Raw genomic sequence first — 16,490 nt, 5'->3', positions numbered from 1 at the left:
GACCCTTGTTCGTTTGGAGGATGCGCACCCTATGCCCAGCTGGAACATTCATATCGCCGAGGCCGAGCGCCTGCTTGAGCGCGGCGGTGCGGTGGCCCGCACGGTTCGAGACGCGAACGCGTTTTTGTTCGGCAGCCTCGTGCCCGACATCATGGTGGGGTATATGGTTCCCGGCATCGGCAAGCCCATTCCGTATCGGACCACGCATTTTGCCGCGCCCGCGTTCATCCCCAAGCCGCGTGAGCGCGAGTTCTGGGACACTTATGTCGTTCCGCAGGCCGCCCTGCTGTCGGACGAGGACCGTAGCTGCGCGTTCGTGCGGCCGATGAGTATCGTCGAGGAGCGCGAGGCCATAGACCGCATCCACTTCCCCCAGCGTTTCGAGGGTCAGCAGGATGCATCCGCGGTCGAGCGGGATCAATGCGAGGGCGCTTCCGCGCCACGGCCCGAGCGCACCCTTTTCGATTATCTGCTCGGCACCTGGGCGCACCTGGTTGCAGACAACCTGTGGAACACCCGCGTCAACGAGTTTCTGGATGCGCACGGCGGCAAGCCGAGCGAGCAGTTCCGTATCAAGAAGCAGGGAGATTTCGACGGGTTCGGCAAGATGCTGCCCATCGTCTCGATTCCGCTGGAGACGCCTGCGCTGCTGCAGGCCGCAGCCGAGTTTCCCCAATATCCGATCGCGCGCGAGCACGTGCACGACGCCATCGTGGTGGCGCACGAGATCGTGCGCACCAACGGGGCTCCCGACCACGCTCCCTATCAGCTGCTCACCGAGGATTTCTTCGAAACCACCTTCGCAGAGGTCCTGGACACGACCGATCGCGCCCTCGAAGAGCGTCTGTAGCCGCCGCGCCCGTGCGCGTTGCCACTCCGGGGCGGCCCAAAATCCATGAATATCGAGTCTGGTGCGATTTTTGAGTGCCCCTCGCCCACAGGTGCCACACCCCTCAACAAAACCGCAGGATTCAACTGGGCGTTTGTTGAGGGATATGGCGCATAGGGAGAAATGGCACTCTAAAATCGCACCAAACTCAACCCTCCATCTTTGTAGGTTTTGCTCAAAACGGATTTTTATACAAAAGAATTTCCGATACCTGCACGTTTATAAGAATTCTATTCAGTCCAAGATTCGGGCAGCAAGAGCTTTCTCAGTGCGAGGCGAGATGTGTTCCGTCCGGGCTCGCAGCGAGAGAAATCTACCCCCAGATAGCGCGCGAGCCGCTGCACGACCGCCTCAAAGCGATCGAAATCCTTGATGCGCGACGGCGTGATGAACATCACGGTGTAGCCGGTCGCCTCGATGTCGTCGCGTCGGTCCTCGTCGGACTCCTGTCGCTCCGATCCCGTGTGATGCTCGCTGCTCTGGTATTCCAACACGACGCGCGCGGACCGATAGACCAGGTCCCCGTAGCGGATTTGAGGGACATGCATCGATCCCAGATACTGGATAACCGGCAGGTCGGCGTTGAACTCCGGCAAGGGAAGGCCGTAGCCACCCTCGGATACGGGCAGACAGAGCAGCAAGAACAGTACGGTTTCCATAGGTGAGGCGGACCCGTCCCGCAAGATGCGCGCAAACCGCTTTGCCCGTTTTGCGCCGTATATGCCCGGATTGCGCGCAATAAACTCCCGAATAGACTTTGCGGTCGTCAAGACGGGCAGGTCATATGTAGTAAAGCATTCGTTATCGGAAAAGGCGGGCAGCGTATAGGTCCCGCACAGCTCCAGTCCAAGCTGGACGCTCGTCGCGAGAGAATGCTTCTGGCTATACAGGATGAACAGCAGCTCGGGTGTCACGCACAGGCAGTCTTCATCGATGCTGACAAGATAGGGCTCCGTGATGCTCGCAGAGAGTGCTCGGCAGGTAATGAGCTTGGAGTTGCGCCGATGTGCATGTTCGGGGACCAGCACCATGTAGGGTGTCGTGAGTCGGGCAATAGCGTCCGAGCGTTCGACAAGTTGCTTGATATCGCGCGCGGTGCTTGCCGCGTCGAGCATATCGGCCGGCGCGAACGCAACCGACGCATAGTCGCGCGGCATGGCGCCCGAACGGATGAGCTCAAGTGCCGTTTTGTCTGTCGCATAAAGTCTTTTCATGCGACCAGAATATCACAAGTTAAGTAAAAACTATAAAAGAAAGCAAAATAATATGATGCGTACCAAATGGAACCTATGCATCACATGGTACAAGAGTAAAAGAATACCCCCGCCTACAAATATAGACGGGGGTATGCAAGCTGTCAAAAGGGCAGGCGTGCGGCAAAATGCCGTGAGCCGGCGTTAGCGCACCTGCGCGACGTAGGCCACGTTGGTGGACGTCGCCTTGCCGTCGAGGTGGATGGACATGCGCGGATCGCCAGCGGTGGCAACGGTGAGGTCGCCTTCCTTGACGTAGCCGAGCTCCTTGGCGGTCTCGATCGCCTTGATGATGGTGCCGTTGACGGTGCCCTGCGTGATGGCGGCCAGGTGCGGATCAACGCCCCAGTACATGATCATCTGCTGAACGGCCCACTCGTGACGGGAGAACGCGCAGATGGGCACGTTCGGACGGAAGTGGGAGATCAGGCGCGCGGTGCGGCCGGTGGTGGTGGGCACGGTGATGCACTTGGCGCCCACGACGGTGGCCATGTTCACTGCGGACATACCCACGACGTTGTTGATGACGCGGGTGCCGTGCGCGTTCTCGGGGGCCTTGAGCTGTGCGTGGACGGGAAGGTGCTTCTCGGTCTCGTGCGCGATGTGGGCCTGCATCTTGACGGCCTCGACCGGGTACTGGCCGGCAGCGGTCTCGCCGGAGAGCATGACGGCGTCGGTGCCGTCATAGATGGCGTTCGCGACGTCGGCGACCTCGGCGCGGGTCGGGCGCGGGTTGTGCTGCATGGAGTCGAGCATCTGGGTCGCGGTGATGACGGGCTTGTAGGCCGCGTTGCACTTGGCGATGATCTCCTTCTGGATGTGCGGCACGAGCTCGGGAGCGATCTCGATGCCCAGGTCGCCGCGGGCGACCATGATGCCGTCGGATGCCTCGAGGATGTCGTCGAAGTTCTGGACGCCCAGCGCGCACTCGATCTTGGGGAAGATCGTGACGTGCTCGCCACCGTTCAGGCGGCAGAGGTGACGAATCTCCTCGACAGCCTGGGCGTTGCGGATGAAGGAGGCGGCGATGTAGTCGATGTTCTCCTTGATGCCGAACAGGATGTCCTCGCGGTCACGGTCGGTGATGGCGGGCAGGCCGATCTCGACGTTGGGGATGTTGACGCCCTTGCGCTCGCCGATCTCGCCGGTGTTCTTGACGACGCAGTGCATGTCCTGGCCGTCGATGGACTCGACCTCGAGGGCGACCAGGCCGTCATCGATCAGGATGAGGGAGCCGGCCTCGGCCTCGGAGGGGAGGTCCAGGTAATCAAGGGAGATGTGGGTCTCGTCGCCGAGCCAGTCCTCGGAGGTGGGCTGCGCGGTCACGATGATCTTGTCGCCCTCGTGAACGGTGATCTTGGCGTGATCCTTGAGCAGGCCGGTGCGGACCTCGGGGCCCTTGGTGTCGAGCAGGATGCCCACGGGGATACCGAGCTCGCGGGAGATGCGGCGGACGCGCTCGATGCGCTCGTGATGCTCCTCATAGGAGCCGTGCGAGAAGTTGAAGCGGGCGACGTTCATGCCCGCCTTGATCATCTCGCGGAGGGTCTCGTCGCTGTCGCAGGCAGGACCCATGGTGCATACGATCTTCGTGCGCTTGTACATTCAGACCTCCATCTGACGGTAAGAGTGCGCTGATAAAACGAATTACCAGCGCGTATTATAGAAGAAAATCACTCACAGGAACATAAGGGATGCATCATCTCTGAGTCATCACACAAGTTTTACGAGAACGATTCCATAAGTGAGAAGCTCCTGGTTTTCCAAACGTGCTCGAGGGGAGCCTACGGGATGGAAAGGGCGCGCACAAGGTTCTCCATACCAATTTAGTGCGTTTATTGGTCCGCCGCGCATGTGGCGACATCCATACGCGGTTGACAAGTCGCCGGCCTGAGCGCCTGCGCCGAATATCGACCGTTTGCGTAGAACATGAATTAATTGTGTAGAAGCGCGCTACACTTTTGTTTGTTGTAAGCCGCTGGCCGGTACGCAGCCTCTAGAGGCCCTTGCCCCTTCTCACGGGGAATTAAGATCGGGCAAAATCTGCTGGCCAGCACGTGTTCCCAAGAGGGGAGAAGCAAAGTATGCAGAAGGAATACTTAGCTTCGGCCGAGGAGGTGCTCGAGGAGCAAGCCTCGAATGCCGAAACCGGTCTTACGGCAAGCGTGGCCCAACAGCGCCTGTCGCAGTTCGGTCCCAACAAGCTGGACGAAGAGGAGAAGACGCCGCTGTGGATCCGCTTCTTCCAGCAGATGGCGGACCCCATGGTCATCATGCTTATCGTCGCCGCCGTCATCTCGGCGGTCACGGGCATGATCCAGGGCGAGTCGGAGTGGGCGGACGTCGTCATCATCATGGCGGTCGTTATCATCAACTCCGCGCTCGGCGTGATCCAGGAGGCCAAGTCCGAAGAGGCGCTCGAGGCCCTGCAGGAGATGAGCGCCGCGCAGTCCAAGGTCATCCGCGACGGCAAGATGACCATGCTGCATTCGTCCGAGCTCGTTCCGGGCGACGTCGTGCTGCTCGAGGCCGGCGACTCCGTACCTGCCGACTGCCGTGTGCTCGAGAGCGCGTCCATGAAGATCGAGGAGGCCGCGCTCACCGGCGAGTCCGTCCCGGTCGAGAAGCACGCGGATGCCATCGTGCTCGAGGCAGGTGTCGACGACGTGCCGCTGGGCGACCGCAAGAACATGTGCTACATGGGCTCCACCGTGGTCTACGGCCGCGGCCGCGCTGTGGTGGTCGGTACCGGCATGAAGACCGAGATGGGCAAGATCGCCGGCGCCCTGACCGAGGCCAAAGAGGAGCTCACGCCGCTGCAGATGAAGCTCGCCGAGCTGTCAAAGATCCTGACCATCATGGTCATCGTCATCTGCGTGGTCATCTTCGCGGTCGACCTGCTGCGCTCCGGCATCGGCAACGTCGCCTCCGAGCCGCAGATGCTGCTCGACACCTTCATGGTCGCCGTGTCGCTCGCCGTCGCGGCCATCCCCGAGGGCCTCGTGGCCGTCGTCACCATCGTGCTGTCCATCGGCGTGACCAAGATGGCCAAGCGCCAGGCGATCATCCGCAACCTGTCCGCGGTCGAGACGCTCGGCTGCACGCAGGTCATCTGCTCCGATAAGACCGGTACGCTGACCCAGAACAAGATGACGGTCGTCAAGCACGAGCTCGCCTCCTCCGAGGAGAAGCTGCTTGCCGGCATGGCCCTGTGCTCCGACGCCAAGTGGGACGAGGAGGCCGGCGAGGCCGTGGGCGAGCCGACCGAGTGCGCGCTCGTGAACGACGCGGGCAAGGCCGGCATGCAGGGGCTCGATATCGAGCACCCGCGCGTGGGCGAGGCCCCGTTCGACTCCGGCCGCAAGATGATGTCCGTCGTGGTCCAGGAGGCCGACGGCTCCTTCGAGCAGTACACCAAGGGCGCTCCCGACGTCGTGCTGAACCTGTGCACCCAGGTTTACGACGGCGACAAGATCGTTCCCATGACCGAGGCACGTCGCGAGGAGCTGCTGGCCGCCAACAAGGCCATGGCCGACGAGGCCCTGCGCGTGCTCGCGCTCGCGAGCCGCACCTATGCGGAGAAGCCGACGGACTGCTCGGCCGAGGCGCTCGAGCACGATCTCGTGTTCTGCGGCCTGTCCGGCATGATCGACCCCGAGCGTCCCGAGGTGGCCCCGGCCATCAAGGAGGCCCATGGCGCCGGCATCCGCACCGTCATGATCACGGGCGACCACATCGACACCGCCGTGGCCATCGCCAAGAACCTCGGTATCGTCACCGACCGCAGCCAGGCCATCACGGGCGCCGAGATCGACAAGATGTCCGACGCGGAGCTCGACTCCCAGATCGAGAAGTACGGCGTGTACGCGCGCGTCCAGCCCGAGCACAAGACCCGTATCGTCGAGGCGTGGAAGTCCAAGAACAAGATCGTCGCCATGACCGGCGACGGCGTGAACGACGCCCCGTCCATCAAGCATGCGAACATCGGCATCGGCATGGGTATCACCGGCACCGACGTCACCAAGAACGTCGCCGACATGGTGCTCGCCGACGACAACTTCGCCACGATCATCAACGCGTGCGAAGAGGGACGCCGCATTTACGACAACATCCGCAAGGTCATCCAGTTCCTGTTGTCCGCGAACCTGGCCGAGGTGTTCTCGGTGTTCGCGGCGACCATCATCGGCTTCACGCTGTTCCAGCCCATCCAGCTGCTGTGGGTCAACCTCGTCACCGACTGCTTCCCGGCGCTCGCGCTGGGCATGGAGGAGGCCGAGGGCGACATCATGCGCCGCAAGCCGCGTAACGCCACCGACGGCGTGTTCGCCGGGCACATGGGCCTCGACACGGTCGTCCAGGGCCTGATCATCACTGTGCTGGTGCTCGCGAGCTTCTTCTGCGGCGTGTACTTCGACATGGGCACCATCGACATCGCCAACATGATGGCGGGCACCGCCGACGAGGAAGGCGTCATGATGGCGTTCATCACGCTCAACATGGTCGAGATCTTCCATTGCTTCAACATGCGCAGCCGCCGTGCCTCCATCTTCCATATGAAGAAGCAGAACAAGTGGCTGTGGGGCGCCGCGATCCTCGCGCTCATCCTGACGCTCGTCGTGGTCGAGTTCGACCCGCTGGCCGAGATCTTCTTCGGCGTGACCGCGCTCGAGCCGCGCGGCATGATCACCGCGCTCGTGCTCGGTTTCCTGATCATTCCGCTGGTCGAGATCTACAAGGTCATCATGCGCGCGGTCGAGAAGGACGCATAGCCTTTGCACGCATGTGCGCTCCGATGTGCACGGGAGGCCCTGCTCGGGCCTCCCGTTTTTGCGCGTCACTGAAGAAAAAGGGACAGTCCCTATCGTTTCACCGTGAAACGATAGGGACTGTCCCTTTTTCTTCACAATATGGTACGCAGACCAATGGGCGCTCAGCTCTCGCTGATATTTCTCGCAATTTGTAACATGGCCTTTTCAAAGGCAAGTCTGTAGGCTTACTACCGTCGTTATAGGGTATTATTGCTAGTCATTGCAAGACGCCAGCTAACATGGCAGCCTTGAAGGGCCCTTGCCCCGCGCTCCTGGGGAATTATGATCGGGCTTCAACCTGTTGGTTGGCACGACACCCAGGAGGAAGAAAGGTATGGAGAAAGAGTACCTGGCTTCGGCAGAGGATGTGCTTGCCGCACAGTCCTCGAACGCCGAAACGGGCCTTACTGCAGCCGTGGCGCAGCAGCGCCTCGGCGAGTTCGGTCCCAACAAGCTCGATGAAGAGGAGAAGACCCCGCTGTGGAAGCGCTTCTTCGAGCAGATGGCAGACCCCATGGTCATCATGCTTATCGTCGCTGCGGCGATCTCTGCCATCACGGGCACCATTCAGGGTGAGCCCGAGTGGGCCGACGTCATCATCATCCTGACCGTCGTCGTCATCAACTCCGTGCTGGGCGTGGTCCAGGAGGCCAAGTCCGAGCAGGCGCTTGCCGCCCTGCAGGAGATGAGCGCCGCGCAGTCCAAGGTCATCCGCGACGGCAAGCTGGAGCACCTGCCGAGTGCCGACCTGGTCCCCGGCGACATCGTGCTGCTCGAGGCCGGTGACTCCGTGCCTGCGGACTGCCGCATCATCGAGAGCGCATCCATGAAGATCGAGGAGGCCGCGCTCACCGGCGAGTCCGTCCCGGTCGAGAAGCACACCGATCCCATCGTGCTTGCCGAGGGCACCGACGACGTGCCGCTGGGCGACCGCAAGAACATGTGCTACATGGGCTCCACCGTGGTGTACGGCCGCGGTACCGCCGTTGTTGCCGCTACCGGCATGAAGACCGAGATGGGCAAGATCGCCGATGCGCTGACCACCGCCAAGAAGGAGCTCACGCCGCTGCAGATCAAGCTGAACGAGCTGTCCGGCATCCTGACCAAGCTCGTGCTCGGCATCTGCGTGGTCATCTTCGCCGTCGACCTTCTCCGTCACGGCGGTGAGCTCGGAAGCAACCCCGAGATGATCCTCGACACCTTCATGGTCGCCGTGTCGCTCGCCGTCGCCGCCATCCCCGAGGGCCTCGTCGCAGTCGTCACCATCGTGCTGTCCATGGGCGTCACCAAGATGTCCAAGCGCCAGGCCATCATCCGCAAGATGACCGCGGTCGAGACGCTCGGCTGCACCCAGATCATCTGCTCCGACAAGACCGGCACGCTGACCCAGAACAAGATGACCGTCATCAAGCACGAGGTCGAGGGTCCCGACGACCTGCACGTCCGTGCCATGGCCCTGTGCTCCGACGCCAAGTGGGATCCCGAGGCCGGCGAGTCCGTGGGCGAGCCGACCGAGTGCGCGCTCGTGAACGATGCCGCCAAGCTCGGCTTCTATGAGGGTGGCAACGCCGCCAAGTACCCGCGCGTGGGCGAGGCCCCGTTCGACTCCGGCCGCAAGATGATGTCCGTCGTGGTCAAGACCCCCGAGGGCACCTTCGAGCAGTACACCAAGGGCGGCCCCGACGTGGTGCTCGGCCGCTGCACCCAGGTCATGAACGCCGACGGCTCCGTCGAGCCCATGACCGACGCGCGCCGCGAGAAGATCATGGCCGCCAACAAGGAGATGGCCAACCAGGCGCTCCGCGTTCTGGCCTCCGCCGTCCGCATGCACGACGAGCAGCCTGCCGACTGCAGCCCCGAGGCCCTCGAGCACGACCTCACCTTCGTGGGCCTGTCCGGCATGATCGACCCCGAGCGTCCTGAGGTCGCCCCGGCCATCGCCGAGGCCAAGGAGGCCGGCATCCGTCCCGTCATGATCACGGGCGACCACATCGACACCGCCGTGGCCATCGCGAAGAACCTGGGCATCTGCGAGGACGCCAGCCAGGCCATCACCGGTTCCCAGCTCGACAAGATCTCCGACGAGGACTTCAAGGAGAAGGTCACCGAGTACAGCGTGTACGCGCGCGTCCAGCCCGAGCACAAGGCGCGCATCGTCGACGCCTGGAAGAGCCGCGATAAGATCGTCGCCATGACCGGCGACGGCGTGAACGACGCCCCGTCCATCAAGCGCGCCGACATCGGCGTGGGCATGGGCATCACCGGTACCGACGTCACCAAGAACGTCGCCGACATGGTGCTCGCCGACGACAACTTTGCCACCATCATCAACGCGGTGGAGGAAGGCCGTCGTATCTACGACAACATCCGCAAGGTCATCCAGTTCCTACTGTCCGCCAACATCGCCGAGGTGCTTTCGGTCTTCGTGGCGACGCTCGTGGGCTTCACCATCTTCCAGCCCGTCCAGCTGCTGTGGATCAACCTGATCACGGACTGCTTCCCGGCGCTCGCGCTCGGTATGGAAGAGGCCGAGGGCGACATCATGAAGCGCAAGCCGCGTAACGCCACCGATGGCGTGTTCGCTGGCGGCATGGGCATCGACATCGTGTTCCAGGGCGTCATCATCACCATCCTCGTGCTCGCGAGCTTCTTCGTGGGCGTGTACTTCGACATGGGCTACATCGACATCGCCGACATGATCGCCGGCACCGCCGACGAGGAGGGCGTCACCATGGCCTTCATCACCCTGTCGATGGTCGAGATCTTCCACTGCTTCAACATGCGCAGCCGCCGCGCGTCGCTGTTCAGCATGCCCAAGCAGAACAAGTGGCTGTGGGGCGCTGCGCTGCTCGCGCTCGTCCTCACCGTCGTGGTCGTCGAGTTCCACCCGCTGGCCGTGATGTTCGGCTTCATGGAGCTGCCGCTCGAGGCGCTTGCCTGCGCCATCGGCCTCGCCTTCCTGATCATCCCGATCATGGAGATCTACAAGGCCATCATGCGTGCGGTCGAGAAGAACGACTAGCATCATCTGGGTCCTACATACCCGCTGACGACAAGGCCCCGAGGAATCGCCCTCGGGGCCTTTTTTCATCCCGAATAAGTGCAAATTCGGGGACGTACCTTCCGCGTGCACTTTTGCAAATTGGGGACGTACCTTGGGGGTGCATTTATGCAAATTCGGGGACACCCCTTGATGGGCTGGTTGGGGCCAGGCGCGTTTCAATCCATTCCATATCGGCATTTCTGCAGGATTCCGATGTTCAGCCCGCGCTTTTTGTGAAAACCTCCGCCGGAGCATCCGCATCCACGGGCTAGACCGAGGTTTACACATGGGGGACGCCCCATCGGCGTGCAGAAGCGCGCACTCAAGGGGTGTCCCCGAATTTGCAAACATGCACGCGGAAGGTACGTCCCCGGATTTGCACGGCGGAGGCTCCGGGCGCAGAAAAAAGCCCTCCTGTCCCATGCGGGACGGGAGGGCGAAGCCTGGGCTCGACGGTCGCGCTCTACTGGCGGCGGATGTAGCGGCGCAGCAGGAACGCCATGGTCAAAACGGCGAAGCCGGAGAGCTTGCGCGGGTTGTAGCCCGTCTTGTCGGCAATCTTGTTTAGGCGGTTCTGCAGCGTGTTCTTGTGCAGGAACAGCTCGTCGGCGCAGTGGACGATGCTGCCGTTGTGGCGGGCATAGGCCTCGAACACGACCTGGAAGGAGTCGACCTCCTCGTCGGAGAGGCCGCTGAACACGTGGTCGACCAGGCGCTGGGCGTCGTCGCGCGGAATGGAGGAGACCACAAGGCCCAGGTCCATGCTGTCGTAACGCTGGGTGAACCCCTCCTGGGCGAATTCGTTCCACTCGAGGGCGCGGCAGGCCTCCTCGTAGCTGCGCCAGTAGTCGGAGCACGATTCGGCCGCCATGCCGATGCCGAAGCGCACGGGCAGGCGCAGCAGGCGGTGGGCATCGTCGCGGATGCCCTCGAGCAGGCCGGGCAGGGCGCGCTCGTCGCGCGTGTCGATAAACAGGCACAGCTCGCGCTCGGAGAACGCGAAGAAGCTCGTCTGCAGCTGCTGGAAGCGCGCGTGCATCATGGCGAACAGCGCGTCGTAGTCGGGCACCTCGTCGGTCTCGACGCGGCCCACCACGACGATGCGCGGGCGGTTCAGGTCGATGCGCAGAAACGAGGCGTAGTAGGCGACGAGCTCCTCGTCGTGGTGCTTGAGCTTGAGCATGTTGACGAGGTTCTGCACGCGCGAGCGGCGGTCGTACTGGACGGCCTGGTCCCAGTTCTCGCGGATGAGGATCTCGGTCATCTTCTTGATGACGACGCCGAACGGCTCGACCTCGGCGCGCTCGCCCGTGATGCCGATGACGGCGACGACGGAGTCGTTGAAGACGACGGGTACGTTGATGCCGTGCTTGGCGCCCTTGAACTCGTGCTCGTTGTCGATAGTGACCGTCTGCTTGGTCTTGATCGCCAGGCGGGCGCCGTCATGGCTCGTGCCGATGCGCGAGCGCACCGTGCTGGCGATGATGGTCCCGGTGGTGTCGAAGAGATTGATCTCGTGGTTGATGACGTCCTTGAGATTGGTGACGATGCTCTCGGCAATCTGCGGATCGAGGTTCATAGCGCTTCCTCATGAGGAGAGGGGGCCATCCGTGCGGACGGCCCCCATCGGAATTCGTACATGGCATGCGAACTGGCGCTGAAGGCGCACGCCTTATGGTACCCGACGCATGCCTTCATAGACCATTAGGTGATGGGCGCGGGGTTGAAGACGCACAGATCGTTCGCGAGGCCGTGCTCTTCGGCGTGCGACTTCTTGCGACCGCTCACCACGTCGAGCAGCAGCAAGAACAGCTCGGTGCCGACCTCCTCGATGGTGCGCTCGCCGCTCGACACGGGGCCGGCGTTGACGTCGATGAGGTCGGGCCACTGCGCGGCGACCTCGCTGCGCGAGCAGACCTTGAGGACGGGTGCGGCGGCCAGCGAGTAGGGGGTGCCGCGGCCGGTCGTGAACAGCTCGGCGCCCATGCCGCTGGCGAGCTGGCAGGGACCGCAGCACAGGTCGCTCGCCGGGGTGGCGGCGTAGATGAGGCCGTGCTTGGTGGGGCGCTCGCCCGGCGAGAGGACCTCGACGATGGGGGAGCGGCCGGACTTGGCGATCGAGCCCATGGCCTTCTCGACGATGTTGGACAGGCCGCCCTTCTTGTTGCCGGGTGTGGGGTTCGCGGAGCGGTCGGCGCCGCCGCGGTCCAGATACTCGTCGTACCAGCGCATCTCGGCTGCGAGCTTCTTCTCGGTCGGCTCGTCCACGCAGCGGTGGGCAAGCAGGTACACGCCGTCGCGCACCTCGGTGACCTCGGAGAACATGGCCGTGCCGCCGCCGGCGACCAGCAGGTCGACGCAGTAGCCGATCGAGGGGTTCGAGGCCACGCCGGAGAAGGCGTCGGATCCGCCGCACTGCGCGCCGATCAGCAGGTCGGACAGCGGCAGCGTGACGCGACGGCGCTCGTTCAGGCGCTTGAGCTTGGTCTCGGCCATGGCGCAGATCTTGTCCATCATGTCCTCAAAACCATGGCAGTCCTGAAGGATGATGACGTTGTCGGGGTTGTTGTCCTCGGGACGGTCCTCGCAGAACATCTCGGGCGAGAACTTCTCGCACCCGAGGCCCACGAGCATGAACTCGCCGCCGAAGTTGGGGTGCTTGGCGATGTTGCGGATGATGCGCTTGGGGATGTAGGCGTCCGTCGCGTTGATGGCGACGCCGCAGCCGTACGCATGGCTGACCGCCACGACGCCGTCCACGTTGGGGTACTTGGGCAGGATGTCGCGCTTGATGCGCTCGACGGCCTTGTTCACCACGCCGGCGGCGCATTGCACCGTGGTCTGGATGCCCAGGTAGTTGCGCGTGCCGCCGTAGCCGCCGGGCTCGATGGGCGCGTAGCCCTCCCAGGTGGTGACCGGCGGGGTGGGCAGATCGGTCACGATGTTGGTGCCCCACTCCATCTCGTCGAGCGGGGGAGGGGTGGGAAGGTCAAGCGACGTCTCGTTGATCCACGTGCCCGCAGGGGTGTCCTGCTTGGCGTAACCGAGGACCACGCCGTAGCGGACGACGTTGCCGCCCTTGGGGATGTCGGCCAACGCGATCTTGTGCGCCTGGGGGATATCGCTTTGCGCGATGACCCCGCCGCCCACGTCGGTGCCAGCTGCGATGTCGTGCAGCGCGATGCCGACGTTGTCGATCTCGTTGATCTTGACGTACAGCGATGCGGCCATATACCAGCTCCTTTCCATATAAAGGCAGCTTTCTCTACGCGCTTTACTCTATCGGTGTGTCAATGTCTAAAAAATGTTTTCTGTACCACCAAACGGCCAATTCACCTGCTCAAGCGATGGTATTTGGACTCTTAAAAGGGTATGCGGGTTAGCTCATCATTTCTCCATAAGCAAGCGAGCGGCGATATGCCCGGTCTTTCGCTTCCGCGGTCCGCGCAGGCCGCAGGCAGCAGGATGAGCGAGTGTATCGGTGCTTTAGTTTTGGGCGCACGTGGGCGCAACGAGGTGCGGGCCGTCGGCTGCCAGTCTGCCCGACGTGATCGAGTTGTGTGCTGCGTACCCTGAAGGAGAGAAAGGAGAGGGGGAGAACACATCTAGTTCCAACGCATGCATCTGTAAGGAGGAAAGAGTATGGATGCAGGACTTCTTAGTCTGATTGGCATTCTCGTTGCCATGGCCTTCCTGATCATCGCTTCGATCAAGGGCCTTCCTATTCTGGTCGTCGGCCCCGTGTCGGCAATCATCGTCTTCGCGTTCTCGAGCATGGGTCCCGCAGAGATCCTGGAGAACATGGCTGGTGCCTACTCTGAGGACTTCGCCGGCTTCTCGCAGAGCAACTTCTTGCTCTTCCTGCCCGCGTGCATCCTGGGCGCCATGTTGGGCGACTGCGGTGCCGCTCAGAAGATCGCCATCAAGATCGGCGACGTCGCCCAGCGTCTGGGCGGCGGCAAGAACGACATGATGTCCAAGTACCTGGTCATCATGGGCCTGTCCCTCATCACCGCCATCCTGTCCTTCGGCGGCGTCTCCGGCTTCGTCGTCATCTTCACCATCGCGCCGATCTGCCGCGAGATCTTCAAGAAGATGGACATTCCTTGGCACTTCGTCATCGCCGTCGCCGTCTACGGCGGCTCCATGTGGACCGCTATTCTGCCGGGCTCCCCGTCCGTCCAGAACCTCATGCCCATGAGCTACCTGGGCACCGAGGCCACTGCGGCTCCGCTCCTGGCCATCGTCACCACGCTCACCTGCATCGTGTTCGGCGCCTGGTACATCTGGTTCGTCCTGCGTCGCAACGAGCGTCGCGGCGAGGGCTACCTGCCCACCGGTAAGCTTATGGAGGAGAACTCCAGCGAGCTCGATACCTCCATCCTGGGTGACACCTGCTCCAACTGGGAGTTCATCAAGGCCCTGCTGCCCTCCATCGTGCTGCTGGTCTGCATGAACGTCATCCTCGTCGACTACGATCCGTGGATCTCGCTGACCATCGGCTGCCTGGTCTGCTATGCCCTGTACTTCAACAAGTTCCAGAACATCGGCAAGACGCTTGGCGCCGGCTGCACCTCCACGATGAAGTCCATCATGAACGTCTCCGCGGTCGTCGGCTTCGGCGCTGCCGTTGAGCTCGCCCCCGGCTTCCAGTACGTCGTCGACAACCTGAACGCCATCCCGGGCACCCCGCTCATCCAGCTCTGCCTGGCCACCAACCTCGTTGCCGGCATCACCGGCTCCGCCTCCGGCGGCGAGGCCATCGCCCTGAACCTGTTCGCTCAGCGCTTCGTCGACATGGGCATCAACCCCGACATCGTGCACCGTGTTGTCGCCGTGTCCTGCTACGGCCTGGACTCCATGCCCTACAACGGCTCGGCCATCAACCGCCTGAACTACACCAACCTCGACTACAAGCGCGGCTACATCCACGAGTTCATCCTGGGAGCTATCTTCCCGTTCATCAACTCGTTCTTCTGCGTCTTCTTGGCATCGATTGGTATCGTGTAGTCAATCATCGACATGAGTTGGGAGGGTCCGGTTTCGAGTCATCGAGATCGGGCCCTTTTTGTTTCGCGGAAGGCGGGCGCGGGAGGGTGTTTGGCCACGCCGGGTCCTTCTGCAAGGAAAGGAGTATCGCATGGACGTCAAGATCGAACGCATGGAGGTCGTGCCGGTCGCTGGCTATGACAGCCCGCTTCTGAACCTCGCCGGCGTGCACGAGCCGTTCTTCACGCGCAACATCGTGGTGCTGACCGACTCGGCCGGCTACACCGGCGTGGGCGAGGTCCCCGGCGGCGAGGTGATCACCAAGCGTCTCGAGAGCCTGATCCCGCTTGTCGAGGGCAAGCCGCTCGGCCGCTTCAAGCAGACGCTGCTCGAGGCCCAGGAGTTCCTGAGCGCCAACATGGCCGCCGCTGCCGCCGCCGGCGGGGCCCAGACGGCGCACGCCCAGATCTTCTCCAAGGTCACCAACGTCATCACCGGCATCGAGACCCCCATGCTCGATCTGTTGGCCAAGCATCTCGAGGTGCCCGTCGCCGCGCTGCTCGGTGACGGCCAGGTGCGCGAGGACGTGCGCTTCCTCGGATACCTGTTCTATGTCGCAGACCGCAACGTCGTGGGCGGTCCGTACCTGCACGACGATGACGACTCCGACGAATGGGGCCGCATCCGCCGCGACCCGGCGCTCACGCCCGAGGCCATCGTGCACCAGGCCGAGGCTGCAGCCGAGCGCTTCGGGTTCCATGACTTCAAGCTCAAGGGCGGCGTGTTCCCCGCGCGCGAGGAGATCCGCGCCATTCGCGCCCTGAAGGAGCGCTTCCCCGAGGCCCGCATCACCATCGACCCCAACGGCGCCTGGTCGCTCGCCGAGTCCGTCGAGGTCTGCCGCGACCTGGTGGGCGTGCTGACCTACTGCGAGGATCCCTGCGGTGCGGAAGGCCGCTTCTCCGGTCGCGAGACCATGGCCGAGTTCCATCGTCAGACGGGCCTGCCCACGGCCACCAACATGATCGACACCGACTGGCGCGAGATGAAGGCGGCCATCCGCCTGGACTCCGTCACGATCCCGCTGGCCGACCCGCACTTCTGGACCATGCAGGGATGCGTGCGCGTGGCGCAGCTCTGCCATGAGATGGACCTCACCTGGGGCGTCCACTCCAACAACCACTTCGACATCTCGCTCATGATGGTCGCGCACGCCGCCGCCGCGGCGCCCGGCTTCGTGAACGCCTGCGATACGCATTACATGTGGCAGGACGGCCAGCATCTGGGCAAGACGGCCCCGCAGTTCCACGACGGCTGCCTCACGGTGCCGCGCGACAGCATCGGCCTGGGCATCGATCTCGACCGCGCCAAGCTGGACGCCGCCCACAAGCTCTATGTGGACAACGGCTGCGGCACGCGCGATGACGCGCGCGGCATGAACGCGCTCATCCCCGGCTGGACCTACGACCCGCATCGTCCGGCCATGGTGCGCTAGCACGCATGCGGAA

9 protein-coding genes are annotated in these 16,490 nt (G+C 63.0%); 5 read left to right on the top strand and 4 right to left on the bottom strand.

Annotated elements, in window-relative coordinates; genetic code table 11:
* Positions 1-31: 31 nt before the first annotated feature.
* On the top strand, positions 32-850 hold the full coding sequence (locus QVN30_RS03005; RefSeq protein ID WP_289835404.1) for a hypothetical protein: 819 nt from the start codon (positions 32-34) through the stop codon (positions 848-850).
* A 269-nt stretch (positions 851-1,119) separates the two neighbouring features.
* Here the strand turns inward: QVN30_RS03005 and QVN30_RS03000 are convergent, their stop codons facing one another.
* Together QVN30_RS03000 and pyk are read right to left on the bottom strand one after the other, a co-directional pair.
* The gene (locus QVN30_RS03000) at positions 1,120-2,046 is read right to left on the bottom strand and encodes a putative endonuclease domain-containing protein (RefSeq protein WP_289835403.1); all 927 of its coding nucleotides are present in this window, start codon (positions 2,044-2,046) and stop codon (positions 1,120-1,122) included.
* A 240-nt stretch (positions 2,047-2,286) separates the two neighbouring features.
* Entirely contained in the window at positions 2,287-3,747 is a 1,461-nt protein-coding gene (pyk, locus tag QVN30_RS02995) for a pyruvate kinase (protein WP_066830194.1), read from the bottom strand.
* Between the two features lie 479 nt (positions 3,748-4,226).
* On the opposite strand from pyk, the gene QVN30_RS02990 reads away from it, so the two are divergent.
* Both QVN30_RS02990 and QVN30_RS02985 read left to right on the top strand, forming a co-directional pair.
* A complete protein-coding gene (locus tag QVN30_RS02990) occupies positions 4,227-6,911 on the top strand; it encodes a cation-translocating P-type ATPase (RefSeq protein ID WP_204570821.1) in 2,685 nt (894 codons plus the stop codon).
* A gap of 373 nt (positions 6,912-7,284) precedes the next feature.
* Positions 7,285-9,972, top strand: a complete 2,688-nt coding sequence (locus tag QVN30_RS02985; RefSeq protein ID WP_289835402.1) for a cation-translocating P-type ATPase — start codon at positions 7,285-7,287, stop codon at positions 9,970-9,972.
* Between the two features lie 484 nt (positions 9,973-10,456).
* Here the strand turns inward: QVN30_RS02985 and QVN30_RS02980 are convergent, their stop codons facing one another.
* Together QVN30_RS02980 and QVN30_RS02975 are read right to left on the bottom strand one after the other, a co-directional pair.
* The gene (locus QVN30_RS02980; protein ID WP_289835401.1) at positions 10,457-11,572 is read right to left on the bottom strand and encodes a CdaR family transcriptional regulator; all 1,116 of its coding nucleotides are present in this window, start codon (positions 11,570-11,572) and stop codon (positions 10,457-10,459) included.
* A gap of 125 nt (positions 11,573-11,697) precedes the next feature.
* Positions 11,698-13,224, bottom strand: coding sequence for a UxaA family hydrolase (locus QVN30_RS02975; RefSeq protein WP_289820421.1), 1,527 nt, complete (start codon positions 13,222-13,224; stop codon positions 11,698-11,700).
* 411 nt (positions 13,225-13,635) lie between these two features.
* On the opposite strand from QVN30_RS02975, the gene QVN30_RS02970 reads away from it, so the two are divergent.
* Complete coding sequence (locus tag QVN30_RS02970; protein ID WP_087201425.1) at positions 13,636-15,003, top strand: GntP family permease; 1,368 nt, start codon at positions 13,636-13,638, stop codon at positions 15,001-15,003.
* Positions 15,004-15,133: 130 nt separating this feature from the next.
* The gene (locus QVN30_RS02965; RefSeq protein WP_066830178.1) at positions 15,134-16,477 is read left to right on the top strand and encodes an enolase C-terminal domain-like protein; all 1,344 of its coding nucleotides are present in this window, start codon (positions 15,134-15,136) and stop codon (positions 16,475-16,477) included.
* The last annotated feature ends 13 nt before the right edge of the window (positions 16,478-16,490 follow it).

The sequence above is a fragment of the Collinsella ihumii genome (genome assembly GCF_030385545.1).
Taxonomy (GTDB): domain Bacteria; phylum Actinomycetota; class Coriobacteriia; order Coriobacteriales; family Coriobacteriaceae; genus Collinsella; species Collinsella ihumii.
Note: the sequence above shows the minus strand (reverse complement) of the source record. Positions and strands in the feature narration are given on the sequence as shown.

What these genes read in the sequence shown, in the direction of transcription:
- QVN30_RS02975 (WP_289820421.1), bottom strand. Translation starts at nt 13,224, where the DNA reads ATGGCCGCATCGCTGTACGTCAAGATCAACGAGATCGACAACGTCGGC.
- QVN30_RS03005 (WP_289835404.1), top strand. Translation starts at nt 32, where the DNA reads ATGCCCAGCTGGAACATTCATATCGCCGAGGCCGAGCGCCTGCTTGAG.
- pyk (WP_066830194.1), bottom strand. Translation starts at nt 3,747, where the DNA reads ATGTACAAGCGCACGAAGATCGTATGCACCATGGGTCCTGCCTGCGAC.
- QVN30_RS03000 (WP_289835403.1), bottom strand. Translation starts at nt 2,046, where the DNA reads ATGCCGCGCGACTATGCGTCGGTTGCGTTCGCGCCGGCCGATATGCTC.
- QVN30_RS02990 (WP_204570821.1), top strand. Translation starts at nt 4,227, where the DNA reads ATGCAGAAGGAATACTTAGCTTCGGCCGAGGAGGTGCTCGAGGAGCAA.
- QVN30_RS02970 (WP_087201425.1), top strand. Translation starts at nt 13,636, where the DNA reads ATGGATGCAGGACTTCTTAGTCTGATTGGCATTCTCGTTGCCATGGCC.
- QVN30_RS02980 (WP_289835401.1), bottom strand. Translation starts at nt 11,572, where the DNA reads ATGAACCTCGATCCGCAGATTGCCGAGAGCATCGTCACCAATCTCAAG.
- QVN30_RS02985 (WP_289835402.1), top strand. Translation starts at nt 7,285, where the DNA reads ATGGAGAAAGAGTACCTGGCTTCGGCAGAGGATGTGCTTGCCGCACAG.
- QVN30_RS02965 (WP_066830178.1), top strand. Translation starts at nt 15,134, where the DNA reads ATGGACGTCAAGATCGAACGCATGGAGGTCGTGCCGGTCGCTGGCTAT.